The 20,231-nt window shown below is 41.8% G+C and carries 18 protein-coding genes and 2 tRNA genes; 9 read left to right on the top strand and 11 right to left on the bottom strand.

The features are described from left to right. Window positions 1-449 precede the first annotated feature (449 nt). Window positions 450-647 (top strand): SHOCT domain-containing protein, encoded by a 198-nt coding sequence (locus AC1D0K_RS17150; RefSeq protein WP_477391203.1) that lies wholly within the window; start codon window positions 450-452, stop codon window positions 645-647. Between the two features lie 127 nt (window positions 648-774). After that, window positions 775-1,341, top strand: a complete 567-nt coding sequence (locus AC1D0K_RS17145; RefSeq protein WP_477391201.1) for a hypothetical protein — start codon at window positions 775-777, stop codon at window positions 1,339-1,341. A 69-nt stretch (window positions 1,342-1,410) separates the two neighbouring features. Here the strand turns inward: AC1D0K_RS17145 and katG are convergent, their stop codons facing one another. The 3 genes from katG to AC1D0K_RS17130 all read right to left on the bottom strand — a co-directional run bounded on the left by katG (window position 1,411) and on the right by AC1D0K_RS17130 (window position 4,953). Next, the gene (gene katG / locus AC1D0K_RS17140) at window positions 1,411-3,657 is read right to left on the bottom strand and encodes a catalase/peroxidase HPI (RefSeq protein WP_477391199.1); all 2,247 of its coding nucleotides are present in this window, start codon (window positions 3,655-3,657) and stop codon (window positions 1,411-1,413) included. 273 nt (window positions 3,658-3,930) lie between these two features. After that, window positions 3,931-4,677 (bottom strand): hypothetical protein, encoded by a 747-nt coding sequence (locus AC1D0K_RS17135; protein WP_477391197.1) that lies wholly within the window; start codon window positions 4,675-4,677, stop codon window positions 3,931-3,933. A 203-nt stretch (window positions 4,678-4,880) separates the two neighbouring features. Then, a tRNA-Met gene (locus AC1D0K_RS17130) sits at window positions 4,881-4,953 on the bottom strand. Between the two features lie 233 nt (window positions 4,954-5,186). On the opposite strand from AC1D0K_RS17130, the gene AC1D0K_RS17125 reads away from it, so the two are divergent. Continuing rightward, a complete protein-coding gene (locus AC1D0K_RS17125; protein ID WP_477391195.1) occupies window positions 5,187-6,524 on the top strand; it encodes a BamA/TamA family outer membrane protein in 1,338 nt (445 codons plus the stop codon). Between the two features lie 294 nt (window positions 6,525-6,818). Here AC1D0K_RS17125 and AC1D0K_RS17120 read toward each other — a convergent pair whose 3' ends face one another. After that, window positions 6,819-7,409 (bottom strand): C40 family peptidase, encoded by a 591-nt coding sequence (locus AC1D0K_RS17120; RefSeq protein WP_477391193.1) that lies wholly within the window; start codon window positions 7,407-7,409, stop codon window positions 6,819-6,821. A gap of 129 nt (window positions 7,410-7,538) precedes the next feature. Further along, window positions 7,539-8,441: a VOC family protein gene (locus tag AC1D0K_RS17115; RefSeq protein WP_477441259.1), complete on the bottom strand. Its 903-nt coding sequence runs from the start codon at window positions 8,439-8,441 to the stop codon at window positions 7,539-7,541. Between the two features lie 383 nt (window positions 8,442-8,824). Here AC1D0K_RS17115 and AC1D0K_RS17110 point away from each other — a divergent pair, with 383 nt between their 5' ends. Next, window positions 8,825-9,712, top strand: a complete 888-nt coding sequence (locus AC1D0K_RS17110) for a dienelactone hydrolase family protein (RefSeq protein WP_477391189.1) — start codon at window positions 8,825-8,827, stop codon at window positions 9,710-9,712. Between the two features lie 181 nt (window positions 9,713-9,893). Here the strand turns inward: AC1D0K_RS17110 and AC1D0K_RS17105 are convergent, their stop codons facing one another. From AC1D0K_RS17105 to AC1D0K_RS17095, 3 genes are all read right to left on the bottom strand, one after another. After that, window positions 9,894-11,381 (bottom strand): serine hydrolase, encoded by a 1,488-nt coding sequence (locus tag AC1D0K_RS17105; RefSeq protein ID WP_477391187.1) that lies wholly within the window; start codon window positions 11,379-11,381, stop codon window positions 9,894-9,896. A gap of 334 nt (window positions 11,382-11,715) precedes the next feature. Continuing rightward, on the bottom strand, window positions 11,716-12,234 hold the full coding sequence (locus AC1D0K_RS17100; RefSeq protein WP_477391185.1) for a hypothetical protein: 519 nt from the start codon (window positions 12,232-12,234) through the stop codon (window positions 11,716-11,718). Between the two features lie 108 nt (window positions 12,235-12,342). Further along, entirely contained in the window at window positions 12,343-12,789 is a 447-nt protein-coding gene (locus AC1D0K_RS17095) for a hypothetical protein (protein WP_477441257.1), read from the bottom strand. Window positions 12,790-13,011: 222 nt separating this feature from the next. Here AC1D0K_RS17095 and AC1D0K_RS17090 point away from each other — a divergent pair, with 222 nt between their 5' ends. Next, window positions 13,012-13,575 (top strand): dihydrofolate reductase family protein, encoded by a 564-nt coding sequence (locus AC1D0K_RS17090; RefSeq protein ID WP_477391181.1) that lies wholly within the window; start codon window positions 13,012-13,014, stop codon window positions 13,573-13,575. A 55-nt stretch (window positions 13,576-13,630) separates the two neighbouring features. On the opposite strand, the gene AC1D0K_RS17085 is transcribed toward AC1D0K_RS17090, so the two are convergent. Then, window positions 13,631-13,703 (bottom strand) — tRNA-Met (locus AC1D0K_RS17085). Between the two features lie 144 nt (window positions 13,704-13,847). Here AC1D0K_RS17085 and era point away from each other — a divergent pair. Then, window positions 13,848-14,723 carry a GTPase Era gene (gene era, locus AC1D0K_RS17080; RefSeq protein ID WP_295721960.1) on the top strand — a complete coding sequence of 292 codons (876 nt, stop codon included), beginning with the start codon at window positions 13,848-13,850 and terminating at the stop codon, window positions 14,721-14,723. A 148-nt stretch (window positions 14,724-14,871) separates the two neighbouring features. Then, window positions 14,872-16,173, top strand: coding sequence for a ribosome biogenesis GTPase Der (gene der, locus AC1D0K_RS17075; RefSeq protein WP_295721958.1), 1,302 nt, complete (start codon window positions 14,872-14,874; stop codon window positions 16,171-16,173). 206 nt (window positions 16,174-16,379) lie between these two features. On the opposite strand, the gene AC1D0K_RS17070 is transcribed toward der, so the two are convergent. After that, window positions 16,380-17,963: a S41 family peptidase gene (locus tag AC1D0K_RS17070; RefSeq protein ID WP_477391178.1), complete on the bottom strand. Its 1,584-nt coding sequence runs from the start codon at window positions 17,961-17,963 to the stop codon at window positions 16,380-16,382. Between the two features lie 100 nt (window positions 17,964-18,063). On the opposite strand from AC1D0K_RS17070, the gene murQ reads away from it, so the two are divergent. Beyond that, window positions 18,064-18,876: an N-acetylmuramic acid 6-phosphate etherase gene (gene murQ, locus AC1D0K_RS17065; protein ID WP_477391176.1), complete on the top strand. Its 813-nt coding sequence runs from the start codon at window positions 18,064-18,066 to the stop codon at window positions 18,874-18,876. Window positions 18,877-18,972: 96 nt separating this feature from the next. Further along, complete coding sequence (locus tag AC1D0K_RS17060) at window positions 18,973-19,539, top strand: hypothetical protein (RefSeq protein ID WP_295721952.1); 567 nt, start codon at window positions 18,973-18,975, stop codon at window positions 19,537-19,539. A gap of 69 nt (window positions 19,540-19,608) precedes the next feature. On the opposite strand, the gene AC1D0K_RS17055 is transcribed toward AC1D0K_RS17060, so the two are convergent. After that, window positions 19,609-20,205 (bottom strand): D-alanyl-D-alanine carboxypeptidase, encoded by a 597-nt coding sequence (locus AC1D0K_RS17055; protein ID WP_477391173.1) that lies wholly within the window; start codon window positions 20,203-20,205, stop codon window positions 19,609-19,611. Window positions 20,206-20,231: the final 26 nt, after the last annotated feature.

Here is a 20,231-nt window from a genome sequence, read left to right as displayed (position 1 = left end):
ATAACGAATAATACAATAATTGAGCCAATTGCAAACGAACGGATTGATGCTAATAAAGTTATTGATCAGACTAAAAATCGAAGTACAATAAATATCAGATTAATTTTAGTCGAAAACAAAAAAACTTTCATAATCTACTGGTTTTGTGTTCTATATCATTCTTCTTATAGCCATAGGTGGTTAATTTTGCACCTGTTGAGGGTGTTCAACAACAACTAACGGATTGCGGGAATCTCCTTAATTATGGCCGGCTTTAAAATACGTAGAGCACATGTTAATTCAGCCGCAATTAACCATGCCATTTAAACAGAATAACCGATTTGTTAAAAGGACAAACAGGCTATTACTATATACAGCATTTGGGGTTTTCAAAAGGGTGTGCACTGTCATTATGGACTAATAAGGAGCGGTAAAAACAATCAGCGAATAGTAAATTAAACAATAAAAAGATGTGGCATTATCAAACTTATTTTTGGGGTATGCACTGGATTTGGTGGGTACTCTGGTTCATCCTGTTGTACCGGGTATTTTTTAGCCCGTGGGCCAGAAAAGAGGATCCTTTGGATACCCTTAAAAGAAAATTGGTAAAAGGAGAAATTGATATCCCGGAGTACGAGGAAAAGAAAGCGCTACTGAAAAAGGCTTAACGTTATTTGGGTTAACGGAGTTATTAAGCGGAGTGTAAACGTTGTTGCCTTGTATATCACTTAAATGCGGTTGTTTTTTGCTTATTACATTTAATCTTAAAGCTAATTTTTAACAAACCCGATAGTTATGAAACAAACCAGCCTTATTATGATTTTATGCACCTTGGTTTTCGGCTGCAAAAACAAGGTAAACACCGATGAGACAAAACCCGACAACGCGAAGCTTATTTATCCTTTTACACCAAAATATTCCATCAACTGGCAGCCGGGAGATGAGAAGAATGCCCTGATCGTGCTTAATTGCCTGAAAAAGTATGTTGCAGGGGATGTTAAGGGCGCCCTTGAAAATTTTGCTGATACAGTGGAGTTTATAGGTGATCAATTTTATTTTAAAGGGAAAAGAGATAGTTTGTTAACCATACTTGCTCAAATACGGGCTGATATGACTTCTGTTTCGAAAAACTTTGATTCCTGGATGACCACCTATTACCCCGATAAGAAAGATACCTGGGTTACACTTTGGTATGTTGAAAAATGGACCGATAAAAAGGGAAAAACCGATTCGCTGTATTATACTGATGATGTGTTGATGAGAAGCGGGAAAATCATCTCATATGATGAAAAGATACGAAGGTATCCACCATCGGCGGAAAAAAATAAACTTAAGGATCTCCGGTTTACCGGTGATGAATAAAACTTGAAACTAAAAGAGGTGGCCCAGTTGCCGGGCCACCTCTTTATATTAAACAATATTTGGCTGAAATCAGGCCAGGTCGAAACGGTCAAGGTTCATGACCTTACTCCATACAGCCACGAAATCCTGCACAAACTTTTCTTTGGCATCCTCGCAGGCATATACTTCGGCAATTGCCCTAAGCTCGGAGTTGGAACCGAAGATAAGATCAACACGGGTACCAGTCCATTTTATTTCACCTGTAGCACGATCAGAGCCTGCAAACACTTTCTGAGCATCTGAAGTAGCCTTCCATACGGTAGACAAATCAAGCAGGTTCACAAAAAAGTCGTTTGTAAGGGCTTCCGGTTGTTTAGTAAACACACCGTGCTGAGCGTGGTCAAAGTTGGTGTTGAGAACTCGCATGCCGCCAATCAGAGCCGTCATTTCGGGTGCGGTGAGTGTTAACAGCTGTGCCTTGTCAACCAGCATGGCCTCAGCTGCGCTGGTGTGTAGAGGTTTCAGATAATTGCGGAAACCATCTGCAGTGGGTTCGAGTACTCCGAATGATTCCACATCCGTTTGCTCTTGTGACGCATCGGCGCGTCCGGGTGTAAAAGGAACTATTATATCCTGACCGGCATTCTTTGCCGCCTTCTCAATGGCTGCACATCCACCCAAAACAATCAGGTCGGCAAGTGAAACGTTTTTACCGCCGGATTGGGCACTGTTGAAATCTTTTTGAATGTTCTCCAGTGCTGCCAAAACTTTTGCCAGTTGAGCAGGGTTATTTACTTCCCAATCTTTTTGTGGTGCAAGCCGAATGCGTGCGCCATTAGCGCCGCCACGTTTATCGGAGCCCCGGAATGTTGATGCCGACGCCCATGCAGTAGATACCAGTTCAGAAACGGTTAATCCTGTTTCAAGTATTTTACCTTTCAATGCAGCGATATCACTATCATCAATCAATTGATGAGTAATGGCCGGGATAGGATCCTGCCAGATCAGTTCTTCTGCGGGTACTTCCTTACCCAGGTAGCGGACCCGTGGCCCCATATCACGGTGCGTCAACTTAAACCATGCACGGGAAAATGCGTCTGCAAATTCCCCGGGATTTTCGTAAAAGTGCCTGGCAACTTTTTCGTAAGCAGGATCTACTTTTAGGGCAATGTCTGTTGTCAGCATAAACGGCGCATGGCGCTTTGCCGGATCATGGGCATCGGGTATTGAGTCAGCGCCAGCGTCACCTTTAGGTTTCCACTGATGTGCGCCTCCCGAGCCTTTTGTAAGCTCCCATTCGTAACCGAAGAGGTTCTCAAAATAGTTATTGCTCCACTTTGTTGGTGTAGTGGTCCACGCGCCTTCAATACCGCTTGTAATGGTATCACCGGCATTACCTGTGCCAAATGAGTTTTTCCAGCCTAAGCCTTGCTCCTCAATACCTGCGGCGGCTGGTTCGTGAGCAACATATTTGCCCGGATCGGCAGCGCCATGAGTTTTACCAAAAGTATGTCCGCCGGCAATAAGCGCGACAGTTTCTTCATCATTCATAGCCATACGGCCAAAAGTTTCTCGAATGTCACGCGCGGATGCAAGCGGATCGGGGTTTCCGTTAGGGCCTTCCGGATTCACGTAAATAAGTCCCATCTGGACTGCGCCAAGCGGGTTCTCCAGTTCCCTGTCGGCGGTGTATCGGCTATCGCCTAACCATTCCTTTTCAGAACCCCAATAAACATCTTCTGCGGGTTCCCAAACGTCCACACGTCCGCCGCCGAAACCGAAGGGTTTAAAGTCCATCGATTCGAGGGCACAGTTTCCGGTGAGGATCATCAAATCTGCCCATGAAAGTTTTTTGCCATATTTTTGTTTTATCGGCCAAAGCAGCAAACGTGCCTTATCAAGGTTCGCATTGTCGGGCCAGCTGTTGAGCGGTGCAAAGCGTTGAGTGCCAAAGCCCCCACCGCCACGACCATCAGAAACACGGTAAGTGCCCGCGCTGTGCCAGGCCATACGGATGAAGAACGGCCCGTAATGCCCATAATCTGCCGGCCACCATTCCTGCGAATTGGTCATTAAATCAAAGATGTCTTTTTTCAGGGCATCCAAATCCAGGCTCTTAAATTCTTCGGCATAATTGAATCCCTCGCCCATCGGATTGGATAGCGAAGAATTTTGACGCAGGATATTCAATTTTAACTGATTAGGCCACCAGTCGCGATTCCTTGTGCCCTCGCCTGCGCTTTGCTTTAAGGCTCCATTTAAAAAAGGGCATTTAGCTGCACTGCCTGGATCATTAAGGTCAGCTAACTTGGTAGTGTGATCTGTATTGTTTTCCATACTTAATTTATAGGTTAATTGGGAGGTTAATAGGATTGGCTATAACTCAAATTTAAGAAAATCTATAATCACATATTCACTCTACGCTCATAAATAAATAATCTTTATTATGGAGATTGGGGTTTGAAATTAGAAGGGGGTTTATAGGTGCAGGGGGAGGATGTGGGAAGGATTATGCCTGTATTTGGTAAAAGGATATTGATGGTTCGGATTCCTTCCGGCTCCGCCAGGTAAAATGCAGTTCTTTAGGGCTGCATTTTTATTTAGATATTATCATATCTGTTTAAAAATTCCAAAGTCTGTAAAGCGTGTTGAACTTAAATTTTTAGTTGGATAAAAATAATATGTTGCGAAGCCAGTAATTGGCTGATTAACTACTAATTCAAATGGCTTTGTTGGTTTATAAATCGGCCCACGGGTAATGATTGCCCGATTAATTTCGATATAATCAATTTGCTTACCTGCTGATTCAATAATTTTTATGTTTCCTTTTAAAAACGAAACTGTAGTTGGGAAATCTTTGCCGCCAAACCTCTTCTTTACCTTGTAAAAAATTAAGCTGTCTGTTGTCTCTTTAAACAATTCAAAACTATATTCCATTAGTCCCGTGCTGCTTGTCGCGCTCCCATAAGTTTGTTTATATTCAGTTACGTCAATATTAAACCCATTATTGTTTATTCTATATTTTTTTGCAGGCGCTAAAAAAGTATCTGCCGCCGTACTTGGATTGGGTCCATCGGTAATATCAATCATTTTAAGTTGCTTACTCGTTGGCTTGTTCTCAAAATAGTATGATGGTAACGGTAGGATTTTGTCTTTTGAAAACACCTCGTTTGAATCCAAGACTGCCAAACCACTGAAATCTGAACTTGTTACGAAACTTGCGGGATAAGTAAATTCATAAATTACGTATTTACTATTGGCAATTCTTTGCCTATACAAACTCGTCGGTTTATCTTTAGAAGAATTGAGACAAGCTGTTATACATAGTATAAAAGCCAGGAATGCTGTGTGTTTCATTTAATGGACAGATACTCAAATTTAGAAAAATTGAACTATTGCAGGTTATCCAAGGAAATCAAAAGGAGATAAAGTGATCGATTATAGCCACTTTCTCTCGGCTTAAATTCAACCTGTGGTCAGTTATTTTACCCCACCACTAATCTACAAAATAACCTAAACGCAAAAAGCCTCAAATCTTTCGACTTGAGGCTTTTAACTTGTAGCGGGAGCAGGACTCGAACCTACGACCTTCGGGTTATGAGCCCGACGAGCTACCAACTGCTCCATCCCGCACTCTATTTTGTTGGGGTTGCAAATGTATGATAAATTTTGGCATTGGCGCATTAAATAATCAAAGATCTGTTTTTTAATAAACATACCCTAAGGTTGAGGTAACCATCAGCCTGAGGATGTGGCAGTAAGCTTAAAACTAAAACATTTAAAGAGTTTTAAAGTTTAAAGCTTGACCTTGCCTTATTACAATACACATAAAAATAATTGAAATATTAATATTAAAGATTCCAAAAGTGCAGTATAAAGAAAGAAGAGGCCGGTTTTATTTAGTATTTAAGGTATTATTATTGCTATTGTTTACAGGTATACAAGGCTCTGCCTATAGCCAGGTAACCGGTCCTGTTGATACCGCCAAGGCAAATTCCAAACGTGCCGACTCTATAAAATTTCAAAAGCAGGCAAATACCATTTCCAAGCAGTATGACGTCGCAGATTTGATCAGTAATATTTTTACCCCAAATAAGAAACCCGATTCACTTCACAAAAGGTCGGGTATCACCATTATACCTAATATTGCCGCCAATCCCAGTATTGGCTTTCAATTGGGGATTAAGGCGGTTGCAGGCAAAAAGTTAGGGAATGACCCGAATACGCTCTTGTCTGTCGCGGCAACATCAGCTTCATATACTACAAAAGGGATTATATACTTTTACATCAACCATAACATATATACGCCCGGTAATAAGTGGAATTTTCAGGGTAACCTGGTTGCGGCAAAGACCGTTACGCCCGATTATGGATTGGGCATAGGCCAGGCAGCAGTTGGCGGGAGCGCGGCCGATCAGGCGTTGATAGATGCAGGGCGTAAACCTCATGCGCTCCATTCTCAATTTTATACCCTTAGGGAAAAGGTATATAAGGAAGTTGAAAAAAAACTTTTTGTAGGTGCCGGCGTAGCATTTGATGTCAGAAGAAAAATCAATGCCAGGGATACTGCAAACTTAACTCCTTACAATGTGTATAGCGACCGGCATGGCTTTGCCCGTGATCATTATATGGCAAATGGTTTGCTTTTTAATGTACAATATACCACGCGCGATAATCAAAACAGGGCTTATAAAGGAATATATGCCGATGCTGGATTTCGCGTCAATCAAACCTGGATGGGCAGCTCAAAAAGTGCGGTACAATTTACTACCGATTTCAGAAAATACTTTAGCCTTTCATCCGAAAATCCGGAGCATGTTATCGCGTTTTGGAACTGGGGATCTTATTTAATCAGCGGTAATATACCATACCTGGAACTGCCCGGCACAGCTAAAGACGCAGGTTTTCGAAGCGGCCGTGGGTATACGGTGGGCTACTTTAAGGGTACAAAATACAACTACTCCGAAGTGGAGTATCGTTTCCCAATTTTAAGCAACAAGTTTGTTAGTGGAGTTACCTTCTTTAACCTGCAAACCGCCAATGATGAATTTGGCACAAAGCTGTTTCAGAAATGGCAGCCCGGTGGTGGCGGTGGCTTGCGCGTGCTGTTTAATAAAGCCACACGTACCAACTTGTGTCTTGATTACGCTTATGGTAAATATGGATCTAAAGGGTTCTTTTTGGGGTTGAACGAGGCTTTTTAGTTTTTATCCTGCCTGTAAGCAACAACGCCTTTCCGGTTATTAATCTACTATGTCTACACATCTTTTCACTCGACCGGTATAATAATTAACATTGCATTTGTCCTGAAATGCTGATTATTTAGGCTAAAGTCATGCTTGTATATGCTTTCTATCCGTTGGTTGAAACCAACGGCAATGAAGGCAAACAGCGGTTTAATTCATTGCCGTCCCATTTATGGGGCGGATAAATAAAGGGATCGGGTGGCTTTAGCCAAATCAAAGCCATGCTAACAAACTTGTGTACACAGTAGGCTATTAACGGGATTCCGTTTCCAGCTCTGTATTATCGATGGGCTTATCGTTATTTTCAGAAAATATTCTTATCGTTTTAATATAACGCCCCAGGTAATAATCGTTTAAGGCAGTTTCCGTAACACCATTGGCCGCACCCGATGTGGAATGTATAAAACTTAAGGGCTCACCAGGTAAGGATACAATGATGCCTATATGCCCCGCCCTTTTGGTGTGTTTTTTGGTGCCGGTAAAAAGTATCAGATCTCCAAATTTGGCATCTTTTAAGTCGGTTAGCCCCCTAAACGAAGTAAAATCCGTAGAACTCCTTGGAATGGCTATCCCGAAATGGTTAAAAACATAATTAACAAAACCCGAGCAATCAAAACCTTTTTCGGGATTGGTGGAGCCAAACCGATACCTTATCCCTTTAAGTGTTTTAGCAAAAGTTACTAATTCATCAGGTGTTGTGCCCTCGGTTGAAATGGCAGTATCTGCGTTTGCTGATCTGTAATGTACATGAGCGTGTTTACGTGTTTTAAGAATGTTACTCGTTTTGTGATGTTTAGCGTTGGTTATTAAATCAGATTTCTCCGGTTTAAAAAATGATGGCAAAACCAAAAAAAGAATCTGAAAGGCAACAGGAAGATGCATGTCGTAATAATAGGCAAAAAATTCCTGCTCTTGCTATTCAAAATAAAAAAGGCTCAAATCTTTAGGCATGGGGTACCCAGCACTCGTTGATCACTCACCATCATAGGCCCGCTGTAAGGTTGCGATGTGTATTTTCTTCATCGTCATAAAAGCTTCTGTCACTCGCGCAATCTGTTCTGGAGTGCCGTTTTTGAGTGCATTTAACATGACTGTAGAAGCCACCTGCCATGATACGCCATATTTATCCTTTAACCAACCGCATTGCCCGGCTTCGCCATCAGCTGAAAGTGCCGACCAGTAGTAATCGATCTCTTCCTGGGTTTCACATGGTATTAATAATGACACCGCATCGTTAAAACGGAAACCATGCTGATGCGCGCTGTCCATAGCGGCCAGCCAGGTTTGATCAAGATAATAGTCGGCGTACATGAGTGTACCTGCTTTATCCGGACCCATATCCTCCGGGCGTGGTGCCGTGATGCCTCGTTTGCCATCTTTAAACACGGCGCAGTAAAAGTCAATTGCTTCATCGGCTTTACCCGCCATTGGTTCTGTAAATAGCAGCGAAGGAACAATCACAGGCCTTTCCTCGCCTATCGGGTTGGTCAGGATCAACTGCCAGGATACGCCGTATTTGTCTTCAACCCAGCCGTAACGTTTACTGAAAGGGTAGCTATCCAATGGCATCATTATTTTACCTTTTTCAATTAGCTTATTCCAAATTTCGTCGATATGTTGGGCGGCATCCGGATTGCGCGATGGGTCAAAATTGATCATAAAGGAAATGGACGGATTGATGCCCAGCTTATGCCCGGCACTGATGCCGAAGAACGACTGGCCGGCTATAGTAAATTCTACTACTTCGCATTCGCCGCCGGCCATTGGGAAGTGATTGGCATAATTGATGGCTGAATCAGGCATGAATGATGCGTAGAATTCAGCGGCTTGTTTTGCATCCTGGTCGAACCAGAGGTGTGGTTTGATGGGTAACATAGGTTAATAATTTTGGTGTCGATATAGAGTTAAAATTCGTAAACATTAATTGTTTTTGATAGTATTTTGTTTAACTATTTCAAAATTAAAAGGTTTTTTGCTGCCGGGGCAGGGGTATTCGGGACATTTCAGGGGGCGTATTGCGACAGGTTTTAACACACAATCAAACTGTTAAACCGGCTGAAAAAGCCATTTATTTTCATCAGGGTAAGCTATATAAAGCTCATTGAAAAATAACATTTATTCCTGATTTCGAGCCGGAGCAGGAATAGACCTACGGCCTTATTATGAGTAATGCCAAAACTTTACATGCTTCGGGATTGTTACAATTTGGTTAACAGGCGGTTGCAGCGAATTATTATATTTGAATAAAACCTTTAACTATGAGCCAAATCAACAAAGAAGACGTTAAGCAGGAAGTATTTGACCTGTATGATGACTATGCACATAACCGGCTCGACCGGCGTGAATTTGTGCAAAAACTATCTGTTTATGCAGTTGGCGCATTAACCGTTCCTGCATTAATGAGTTTCCTGATGCCTGATTACCAGGGAAACGTGCAGATTAAAGCGGATGATCCCCGTTTGAAATCGGAATATATCAAGTACGACTCGCCAAAAGGGGGCGGTGTTATCAAAGGCTTGCTGTCGGAACCAAAAGATAATAAAAAGAAACTGGGCGGTATCATCGTTGTTCATGAGAACCGTGGCCTCAACCCTTATATTGAAGACGTAGCCAGAAGGGCCGCCCTGGCTGGCTTTATTACACTGGCGCCCGACGCGCTGACACCCCTGGGCGGCTACCCTGGTAATGATGACAAGGGCCGTGAAATGCAAAGTAAAAGAGATCCCAAAGAAATGGAAGAGGATTTTATTGCGGCCTATGAATATCTAAAAATTAACCCGGATTGTAACGGTAAGGTTGGTGTGGTTGGATTTTGTTTTGGCGGCGGTATAGCCAACAGGATGGCAGTACGCATACCCGATCTGGCGGCAGCGGTGCCCTTTTATGGCAGTCAGCCGGCAGCTGAAGATGTGCCTAAAATTCAAGCTCCGCTTATGCTGCAGTATGCCTCACTTGATGCCCGCATCACGGGCGGATGGCCGGCCTATGAAACGGCCTTAAAAGCGAATGGCAAAAAATACCAGGCGTTTATTTACGAAAACGTAAACCATGGCTTCCATAACGATACAACACCCCGTTATGACAAAGCCGCAGCAGAACTTGCCTGGAAACGCACTATTGATTTTTTTAATGAGTACTTGAAATAATCTCCGCATTGCTTATCACCGCAACGCCAACTTACAAAGCATCCGAAACGCAAAAGCCTCAAATCTTTCGACTTGAGGCTTTCATTTTCTTGAGGGTGCTCAAACGGGATTAAAATTGAACCGCTTCCTGTAGCATCTGCAAAGTACGTTACTGTTTAGAGCCCACGATTACGGTGAATATTTAATTGACGGAAAGTGCTTTTATCCGCTCTGCTGCGCTTTTATTTTCCGGATTTAGTTTAAGTGATTTTTTGTAGTTTATCAGGGCGTCTTTTTTATTGTCCGTTAATTCCAATACCTCTGCATAGCTATCGTAAGTATTTGCGCTATTAGGGTAAAGTGTTGTATTTAGTTTAAAAATGGAAAGCGCTTCGGTGTGTTTCTTCTGATTTAGTAGCTGGTATCCCCAAGCGTTCAGGGCATTTTCTTCTAATTTGAATGTAGCATCATGTTTTTTCAAGTCGGCGGCAATGCTGCTTGCGTGGTCAAAACCCTGTTTTAATAACCCGGTCCTTAATTTTTTAATGCTTGGGGGTAAGCCGAAACCATTGGCTTCATGCATATCGGAGATATAATAACCGGCTATTTCATCAATAAACTGATCTGGGTTGCCGCCCATTAGGTTGGTGAGTACAACGATAGAAAGGTCGTCTTTTAAGTAAATAAACAATGCAGATCTGCCGCCACCTACCGGACCTACGGCCGGGTGATCATCCCGGGTTACGGTTGGCCATCCCAGTGCATAGCCATTGGTGAGCTTATTAAATCCGCCAACATGCCCGTTATTTAGGATTGCCGGTTTCCACATCGTGTCTAAACTTGATTTATTCTTCAGTAATTTACCTTCTTTTAGGGCGATGATCCAGTTACCCACATCACCGGCTGTAGATTGGATGCCGGCCGCGGTTCTGTAAAACAATGGGAACTGTATATAGCCAACACCAGGAGTTTTGTTTCTGATAAATTGTCCGTTAACCAATTTAGTCATGGTATAGGCGCCGGCCGAGTTTGGAACAACATCATAAGAATCTCCGAACCTGGTTAAATTCATTCCGGCTACTTTAAATTGCCTTTCTTCAATAAACTTAGTGAAATGCATGCCGCTCAATTTATTAATGATCTGGCCAAGCAGTACGTACCCGGTTTGGTTATAACTGAATTTATCGCCCGTATTAAACTCCATGGGTAATGCTTTTGCCTTTTGCATGGCCAGTTTTTCGATGCCGTTGCCCAGTATTTGCTCGTCGGCATCCAGCATATCCGGCAATCCGGAGGTATGTGTTAATACCTGTTGCAATGTTATCTTTTGCCACGCAACGGGCAGGCTGTCCAGGTATAAGGAGATAGGATCGGTTGTCTTGAGTTTACCTTCTTCTGCCAGTTGCATAATGGCGACACCCACAAATGCTTTGGTGATTGAATTGATAGAAAAGATGCTGTGATCTGTAGCCGGGATATTGTTTTCAAGATTGGCTATGCCGAAACTGTTTAATTTAATGATTTTATTATTGCGTATTACCGCCAGTTGCAAGGCCGGTATATGTTTCTGCTGCATCTTATTTTTGATAAACACGTCGATACTATCTGACGTAAGATTTTGCGCGCTGGAAAAAAGAGGAGCCAAAAGAGGGGCAAATAACAGGAATGTGATAGTGCGTATAAAGTTCATGAGCTAAAAGTATATTATTAAGAGTTGTGATGCATAGCTTATGTTACATGTGATGATTTATTTGCAGAGGAATATGAAGACGGGTTGGGTGAAGATAGGTTCGTGGGAACGAACTATATAATATCCAGCCCGAGGCCGTTTTTTGTGTTTCAGGTAGCTACCTGCAAAATATGCCAAACGCCTCAAATTTTTCGACTTGAGGCGTTTGACTTTCTAGGTAGCGGAAGCAGAACAAATCTGAACTTTTTTGAGGATTTAAAAGCTTTAATAATTTGTTTCGACTTTTGTTAGTATATCGATTCGTTTTAGTTACCGGGTTGAGGAGCCGAATTTATTACTTATTGTCATCCAAATAATAATTGTGAATAAGATTGTCCTTTTCCAACAGAGTTGCAAGTGTGCCATCGATTGATGAAGCAAGTCCCTCTATCTTTGTCTTTTTGCCATTTGATTTAACAATTACTTCGGCATTATGTTCATTCTCATCACCGTCCCAATTATCACCTATTTCATAAGTTGCGTTGTTGTTTTTAAAAGACAGGGAATGTATTTCGGTTGGAGAATTGTTAACGCCACTTCTTGAATAGCCATCGTATCTGAAAACTTTCCACGATGTTGCATTTAACAAAGCCGGGTATTGTAGTTCTGCTTTGTCTTTTGTGCCAAAGCGATAAACAATATATTTATTATCTTTCTGTGTACAAACAAGCACTATTTTGTTGCTTGATTTTAGCGAAAACCCGTATAAAACCTTTTCGTCTGGCTTTTGCAATACGCCGTAGTTGACTTTTTTTTGCGCGAAAATTGAGTTAGCGAATAATAAAATTGAAAATAGTAATAAGATAGGCTTCATAGTTGATTTTGTCCTTTTAGACTGTTAGCCCGGATATTCCATACGGGACTTAAATATAAACAGATTTGGGATCTGCACAATGCTGAATTTTGTGAAAGTCAAACGAGGCTAATTAGCCGCCTCTTCAAATGAAGCTATTCGGGCGGCTGTATCTAAATTTATGTTAAACTCTATAAATTCAATTTCTCCTATTTTTTTGTAAAATTGGTAACCTTGCAAAGACTTCCGCCAAACTCCATTGTTATTGTTACTTTCTTTGAGGATAGTATTATTAATTGTTCTATTCAGGAATACGACATCGTCGTAATAATTTGATTTCTTAATACTGTTAACAAATGTCTTCAAAGCTCCAGGATTAAATTTTAACGTATAGTAAATAGCATAATCCGAGCCCATATCCTGATACTCGTCCCTTAAAACCTGTACATCTGATGGCAAGGTAATATGACAATTCTTTTCAAACCGTTCTCTGCTCGGGGTTCTTCCCCAATCACAAGCAGTTATTGTGAATATAAGTCCGATTAATATACTTTGATGTTTGAAGGTTACAGGCATTAAATTGAATTGTGTTTCGCCAAAATACAAAGAAGCATCCCCCAAACAAAAAATCTCGGGAAGTAAAAATCGTAAAGCAAAAAACCTCTCAGAAAAGGGGGACCGATTCCTCTAATGACTGTCTAATCGGCAACGAAGCAAAATATAGATTTAATCCTGGTGTGGCTCGTTTTTTATTTATATTGCTTTGGCATCGGCAAAACTTTAACAATGCTTACCACAATGGGAAAAGATGATTTCAAATTAACCATTCACATGGTTTCAAGTCTTGACGGATTTATTGCGAAAAAAGACAATAGCATTTCTTGGTTTGAAACCGTTGACAACTATGAGAAAGGAATTACGCTGACTGAACAGGATACTGCGGCGTTTCTGAAATCGATAGATTGTTATTTGATAGGTTCCCATACATACGAGCACGCACTAAAGCTTTCAAAGCTTTATGGATGGGTTTATGGAGATGTTCCGGTTATTGTATTAACGCACAGAGATTTGCCGGTTGACGGACATAACGTTGAATTTTATTCGGGGGACCTGCATAATCTTGTGAATGAACGACTAAAACCCAACTACCAGCATGTTTGGATGGCAGGGGGAGCTGTACTTGCCAAAGATCTGATTCGTTTAAAGTTGGCAGACGAAATAAGGATATCAATCATCCCCATTATTTTAGGTGAAGGGAAACTGTTTTTTGATCATATTGGGCAAGAGCAAATGTTGCACGTGAAAAACGTGACGGCTTACAAAAACGGGATAGTGGAGTTGCACTATGAAATAAGGAAATAGTTGTTAAAGTGAAAAGCCTCTCAGATTTCTCTGAAAGGCTTTCATTTACTTGAGGTAGCGGGAGCAGGACTCGAACCTACGACCTTCGGGTTATGAGCCCGACGAGCTACCAACTGCTCCATCCCGCACTATTTTTGTTGTTTATTACTTTTCGGCATAACTTCGAAAAGCTTTTTCCAATTATGAAAATGCAATTTGCACTCCGTTTTAATTGGACTGCAAAGATATAATTCGTTTCTTTGCAGTCCAAATATATTTTTAATTATTTTTATATGAGTCACCAGGCAGGTTTTGTAAGTATAATTGGTAAGCCCAATGCAGGGAAATCAACCCTTATGAACGCCCTCGTTGGCGAAAAAATGTCAATCATTACCCCTAAGGCGCAAACTACCAGGCACCGTATTTTAGGAATTGTTAACGACGAGAACTATCAGATAGTTTTTTCTGATACGCCCGGAGTTATCAAACCACACTATGCTTTGCACGAAAGCATGATGCACCAGGTAGACGGATCCATTGTTGATGCCGATCTTATTTTGCTGGTTACAGATATCTACGAAGAGTTTGATGAGACCGATGTGCTAAAAAAACTGGAAGGTTCTTTGGCTCCTATCGCGGTACTGATCAACAAGATTGACCAAAGCGACGAGGAAACCGTAAAAAAGAAAATTGAGTTTTGGCAGGAAAAGCTAAACCCCAAAGCCATTTTTGCTATATCGGCATTAAAGGGGCACAATATTAAAGCCATTATGGATTTCGTGATCGGGAATTTGCCCGAGCATCCGGCTTATTACGAAAAAGACCAGCTAACTGACAGGAATGACCGTTTTTTCGCGTCGGAAATGATCCGCGCCCAGTTGCTTAAACAATACAAAAAGGAGATCCCTTATAGCGCCGAAGTAATTGTAACTGCATTTGTTGAGGGTGAAACCATCCACCGCATTAGTGCAGAAATTATTGTGGAGCGGGATTCGCAAAAAAATATCATTATTGGCCAGGCTGGCAGCATGCTTAAAATAGTAGGCACCTATGCCCGCCGCGATATGGAAGAGTTTTTTCAAAAGAAAGTTTTCCTGGAGATGTTTGTAAAAGTGATACCAGACTGGCGCAGCAAAAAAAATTACCTTAAAAAATTCGGGTACGAGTAACAGACCTTAGAATCAAGAGTCAGGAATCAAGATATGGCTTGACTCTTTAATAAAATTTCATTTAATATATAGAACGGGAAATTTAAGATAGATAGATTTGCATAAATCTTGACTCTTGGTTCTTGATTCTTGACTCTAATTTAAAAGCATGAGTAACATAGTAGCCATAGTTGGCCGCCCTAACGTAGGCAAATCAACTTTATATAACCGTTTAACAGAAACCCGCAAAGCCATTGTTGATGATTTTAGCGGTGTAACCCGCGACAGGCACTACGGTGTTTCTGAGTGGACCGATCATCAATTTACCGTTATTGATACCGGGGGTTATGTGGCAAACTCTGCCGATGTATTTGAAGCGGCCATCCGCGAGCAGGTAGAGATAGCCATTGAAGAGGCATCTGTGATTTTGTTTATGGTTGATGTTACCACCGGTATTACCGATCTGGATGATGAAATTGCTACCATGCTGCGCAAAAGCAAGAAGCCGGTTTTTGTGGTAGTTAATAAGTTGGATAACAACGCGCTGCTGGCTGATGCTACAGAATTTTACAGTTTAGGTTTGGGCGAGATTTATAGCATCTCATCTATGACAGGCTCTGGCACAGGTGAATTGCTTGATGAAGTTGTTAAGGAATTTGATGATGAGGTACTGGAAGAAAACACCCGCCCCAAGTATGCCATTGTAGGCAGGCCAAATGTTGGTAAATCATCTATCATTAACTCGCTTATTGGTAAAGAACGTAACATTGTTACCCCAATTGCAGGTACCACCCGCGATTCTATCCACATCCACTATAACCAGTACGGTCATGATTTTATGCTGATTGATACGGCGGGGATGCGTAAAAAAACCAAGGTAAAAGAAAACATTGAGTTTTACTCGGTAATGCGTACTATAAAAGCGCTTGAGGAGGCCGATGTAATCATCCTGATGATTGATGCTGTTGAGGGTATCGAATCGCAGGATATCAACATTTTCCACCTGGCCGAAAAGAATAAAAAAGGCGTCATGATTGTGGTGAACAAATGGGATTTGATTGAGAAGAACAACAAAACCGTTAAGGTTTTTGAAGAGATGATCCGCGAAAAGATAGCGCCATTTACTGATGTTCCAATCGTATTTACCTCAGTTACCGAAAAACAACGTGTGCTAAAGGTGATTGATGTAGCCAACCAGGTTTATCAAAACCGGGCGCGCAAAATAGCTACCTCAAAACTGAATGAGATAATGCTTCCGATCATCGAAAACTATCCTCCGCCATCTATCAAAGGCAAATACGTAAAAATTAAATACATCACCCAAATTGCCGGAACATCGCCAATGTTTGCGTTCTTCTGTAATTTGCCACAATACGTTAAAGAGCCTTACTACCGCTTTATTGAAAATAAACTAAGAGAAAACTTTGAGTTTAGTGGTGCACCGATACAGGTATGGTTTAGGCAGAAATAAGACACGATTTAAGGATTTTACAGGATGGGCAGGATTTTTTGATTGTCCGTGTTCGTTTCTAAACTCCGATTTAAAAAACGTCTGAACCTGAATTTATAGAATTAAAGAACTTTCAGAATTTGCCCTTGAAGCTAAAATTCTACCCATTCAAAAAATTCGACAAATTCGGGTTCAGACAAATTTATCAAATCCTGTTAATCATTCCCCTACTGCTCCAGGGCCTTTTTATAGGCCACGTCATTTCCGTTTAGCACTTCGTGGAAAGCATTGTCGCCCCATTTAAACCTTACGGCACTGGCCTTTAAAATGCTTTTGATGTAATCTTTTGATAAGCGCAGCTCGCGCGAGTCCATCTCTTTAAGAGTTTGAGATGCGTAGATGATAAAGTTATTAAACTCCTCATCGCTTACCGAATAATGTTTAATAAAGTCATCACCGGTTGAGTATTTATTAAGCAAGGGCAACATCCTGTCTATCACATAGGCCGAAAATAGTTGTAACTCGCTTAAGTTTTGTAGCACCTGTGTGTTTTGTGTGGTATCGGCAGGTACAAAAACATCGGGCATAATACCGCCGCCGCTATAAACCTTACGTCCACCTGTGGTATGGTATGATGATCCTTTAAAAACGGTGTCGTTTAAATTACTTTGTTCGGAAAATAGCTCCCCTTTTCTCATGCGTTGAGCCAGCTCATTGCGGTAGCTACTCAAGCCACCCTTGTATGATTTTTGTATCGATCTGCCGGATGGGGTATAATAACGGGCCACCGTTAAATTAACAGCCGAGCCATCGCCAAACGGAAATTGCTGCTGTACCAGGCCCTTACCAAAGGACCTGCGACCAACAATAGTTGCCCTATCCAGATCCTGCAACGCGCCTGCCAGTATTTCACTTGCCGATGCCGAGTATTCATCTATTAATAAAGTAACCTTGCCTTGCTGAAAAGCGCCGGAATCGGTTGCAAAGTAATCTGTTCTGGGTTCGTGGATTCCTTTGGTGTACACGATCAATTTACCTTTGCCTAAAAACTCATCGGCCATTGATGTAGCGGCGCTTAAATAGCCACCGCCGTTTCCACGCAGATCAAGCACCAGCTTGCTCATGCCGTTAGTCTTAAGTTTATTAAGAGCGGTACGGAAATCAACATCTGTAGTGGCAGCAAATTTACTGATCTTGATATAGCCTGTATTTGCATTGGCCATATAAGCCGCATTTACACTGCTGACGTCAACCCGGCTGCGCTTCATTACATAGGGTATTGTACCAGTGCCATTTGCGTTGGCAACGTCCATAACTAAGGTGGCATCCTTTTGGCCCCTGAAAGCGTTGTTAACTCTATCGGCAGTAAGTTTTGTGCCCGAGAATTTTTTATGATCCACATTAATCACCTTGCTGCCTGCCAGTAAACCAGCCTTGGCAGCCGGCCCACCTGCGTACACCTGCGTAATGATCAATGTATCGCGCAGCAATTGATATTCTATACCTATGCCGTTAAAGCCCCCTTCTAAACGTTCATTAATACTTTGTGCCTGTTGCGGAGGTAAATAAAGGGAATGTGGGTCAAGGTTTTGAAGCAGTTCATTAATGGATGCTCCTTCAATGCTGTCAACATTAACACTATCAACATAATTTTGCCCCACCAGGTTTAAAACCTGCGAAAGCTTATCGCTGCCAGAAAATGAAAAGCCAAGGCCACGGTCGGTATTATTCCTACTTATCCACAACCCGAAAGTAACACCCACCAGCAACAGGATCAGTGTCCTGAAAATTACACCCGCAGTTTTTTTCATATCCGATAACAAAGTTAGTCAATGCTAAACCAATAATTTTTATCAGCAGCCTTGCATTTGATGTTTTTTACCGAATTTTGTTATAAATTATTTAATAATAATGGAAACCACCACCGAAAGGGAATCGAATTATAATAATCTGGAGCTTCAATCAGTAAAAGAAATCCTTGAAAATATAAACCGGGAAGATCAAACTGTGCCGCAGGCAGTTGCTAAAGCTTTGCCGCAAATTGAAGCCCTGGCTACTATAACGGCATCGCGGATGAAAGCAGGAGGCCGGTTATTTTATATTGGTGCAGGTACCAGCGGCAGGTTAGGCGTTGTTGATGCATCGGAGTGCCCCCCGACGTTTGGTGTTCCGTTTGATATGGTGGTGGGAATAATCGCCGGCGGCGATTTTGCCATTCGCAAAGCCGTTGAGTTTGCGGAAGACAACACTGAACAAGCGTGGAAAGATCTTTTGGAATTTAACATAAATGATAAAGATGTATTGGTTGGCATTGCAGCCTCGGGTACAACGCCGTATGTAATTGGCGGGTTAAAAATGGCCGCGAAGCATAATATTGTTACCGGCTGTATAGTTTGCAATAGCGGCAGCCCGGTTGCTGCTGTAGCCCAATATCCTGTTGAGGTAGTTACCGGTCCCGAATTTTTAACAGGATCAACCAGGATGAAGGCAGGGACCGCCCAAAAGCTGGTTTTAAATATGTTGAGTACCTGTGTAATGATTCAGCTGGGGCGGGTAAAAGGGAATAAAATGGTTGATATGCAGCTGAGTAATGATAAGCTTATCAATCGTGGCACGCGCATGGTGATGGAACAAACAGCACTTAACCAAGCAGATGCTGAAACACTTTTAAAAAAATACGGCAGCGTAAGGGCTGCGGTTGATAATTATAATACCACTATTTGAAAATTTGGTGATTTGAAGATTTTAAAATGTTTTGAACTTGATTCTGCTAATTCTTAAATTCTGAGAATTCGGGTTCAGACAAAAAATGGAAAGAGAATGCACGAGATAGAACCATATTACCGCTGGAGAGATGATTACATTGCATCTGAAGATGAGTATTCTCCTTTTTATGCAACAGAATACAGTGAGTTTGAATTTGATAAGCAGGTATACAATTACCTGCTTCACCCCCAATGGGATTCATTTGGCTCAAACACCCTTTATATGAAAGTGCTATTTGCCGACTATGAAAAGGGGTATACCATTATAGAGTTTATTGGCGAATGGAACGATGCGATTAACAATGATATCATGTTGCTTAAGCGCGAGATCCTGGAACTGATGATAGATAATGGCATCAGTCGCTTTATTCTGATCGGTGAAAATATATTGAACTTTCACTCCTCTGATGATTGCTATTATGAGGAATGGTTTCAGGATGTTGAAGATGGCTGGATAGCCGGCATCAATTTCCGCGAACATGTGATTGACGAATTTAAGCGCAACAATATCGACTATTACATCAACTTCGGCGGCCAGCTTGATGATCTTGCCTGGCGCAGCTTAAAACCCATCCAGGTATTTAAAAAGGTTGAGGAACAAATGGTAAAAAGGCTGAATTAAAACAGGCTCAGCCCTCCCCGGTAGGGAGGGCTTTAAAAGTCTCCCCTGCCGGGGGAGATTTAGCGGGGGCTAAAACTCCTCATGGATATAAGTCATGATCCTGACCATCTCATCCCTGACGTCTTTTGAGGGGCGGGTAAAGTTGTTATTCATGAATGCGAAGGCCAGCCTCTTGCCTTTACGGGTAACCAGGTAACCGCTTTGATTATGATTGTTGGATAATGAGCCCGTTTTTGCCCATATAAAAGCCTGCCCATTATCCGTTTTATAGGCTCTTTTTATAGTTCCGGTTAAACCACCCGCAGGCATCAGGCTATGTAAAAGCGAATCACTTTTTATTTCATCATCAATTTTACAAAGCAGTTTTACAATACTGCGGGGCGTAAACAGGTTATAGCGTGAAAGGCCGGATCCATCAACCCATTGAGGTTCATCTGGCAAATCTTTTAAAAAATTAGCCTTGGCATAATTGATAACAGAATCCCTGTTGAGCATATTAAACTTTACCGATGAGCAAACCAGCAACAATTGTTCGGCGATAAAATTATCACTGGGTAGCAACATGCGCCGGTAAACAGAATCGGCATTGGTATTATAAATAGTTTTTGCATTGCTGCTTACCGGCAACTTTACCGTATAAACGGCTTTTTTTAATGTATCCTCCAATAACGCCCGGGTTAATATATCACTTG

The organism is Mucilaginibacter sp. P1_A3, from assembly GCF_056406855.1.
This window is presented reverse-complemented; position numbering and strand designations above follow the sequence as displayed.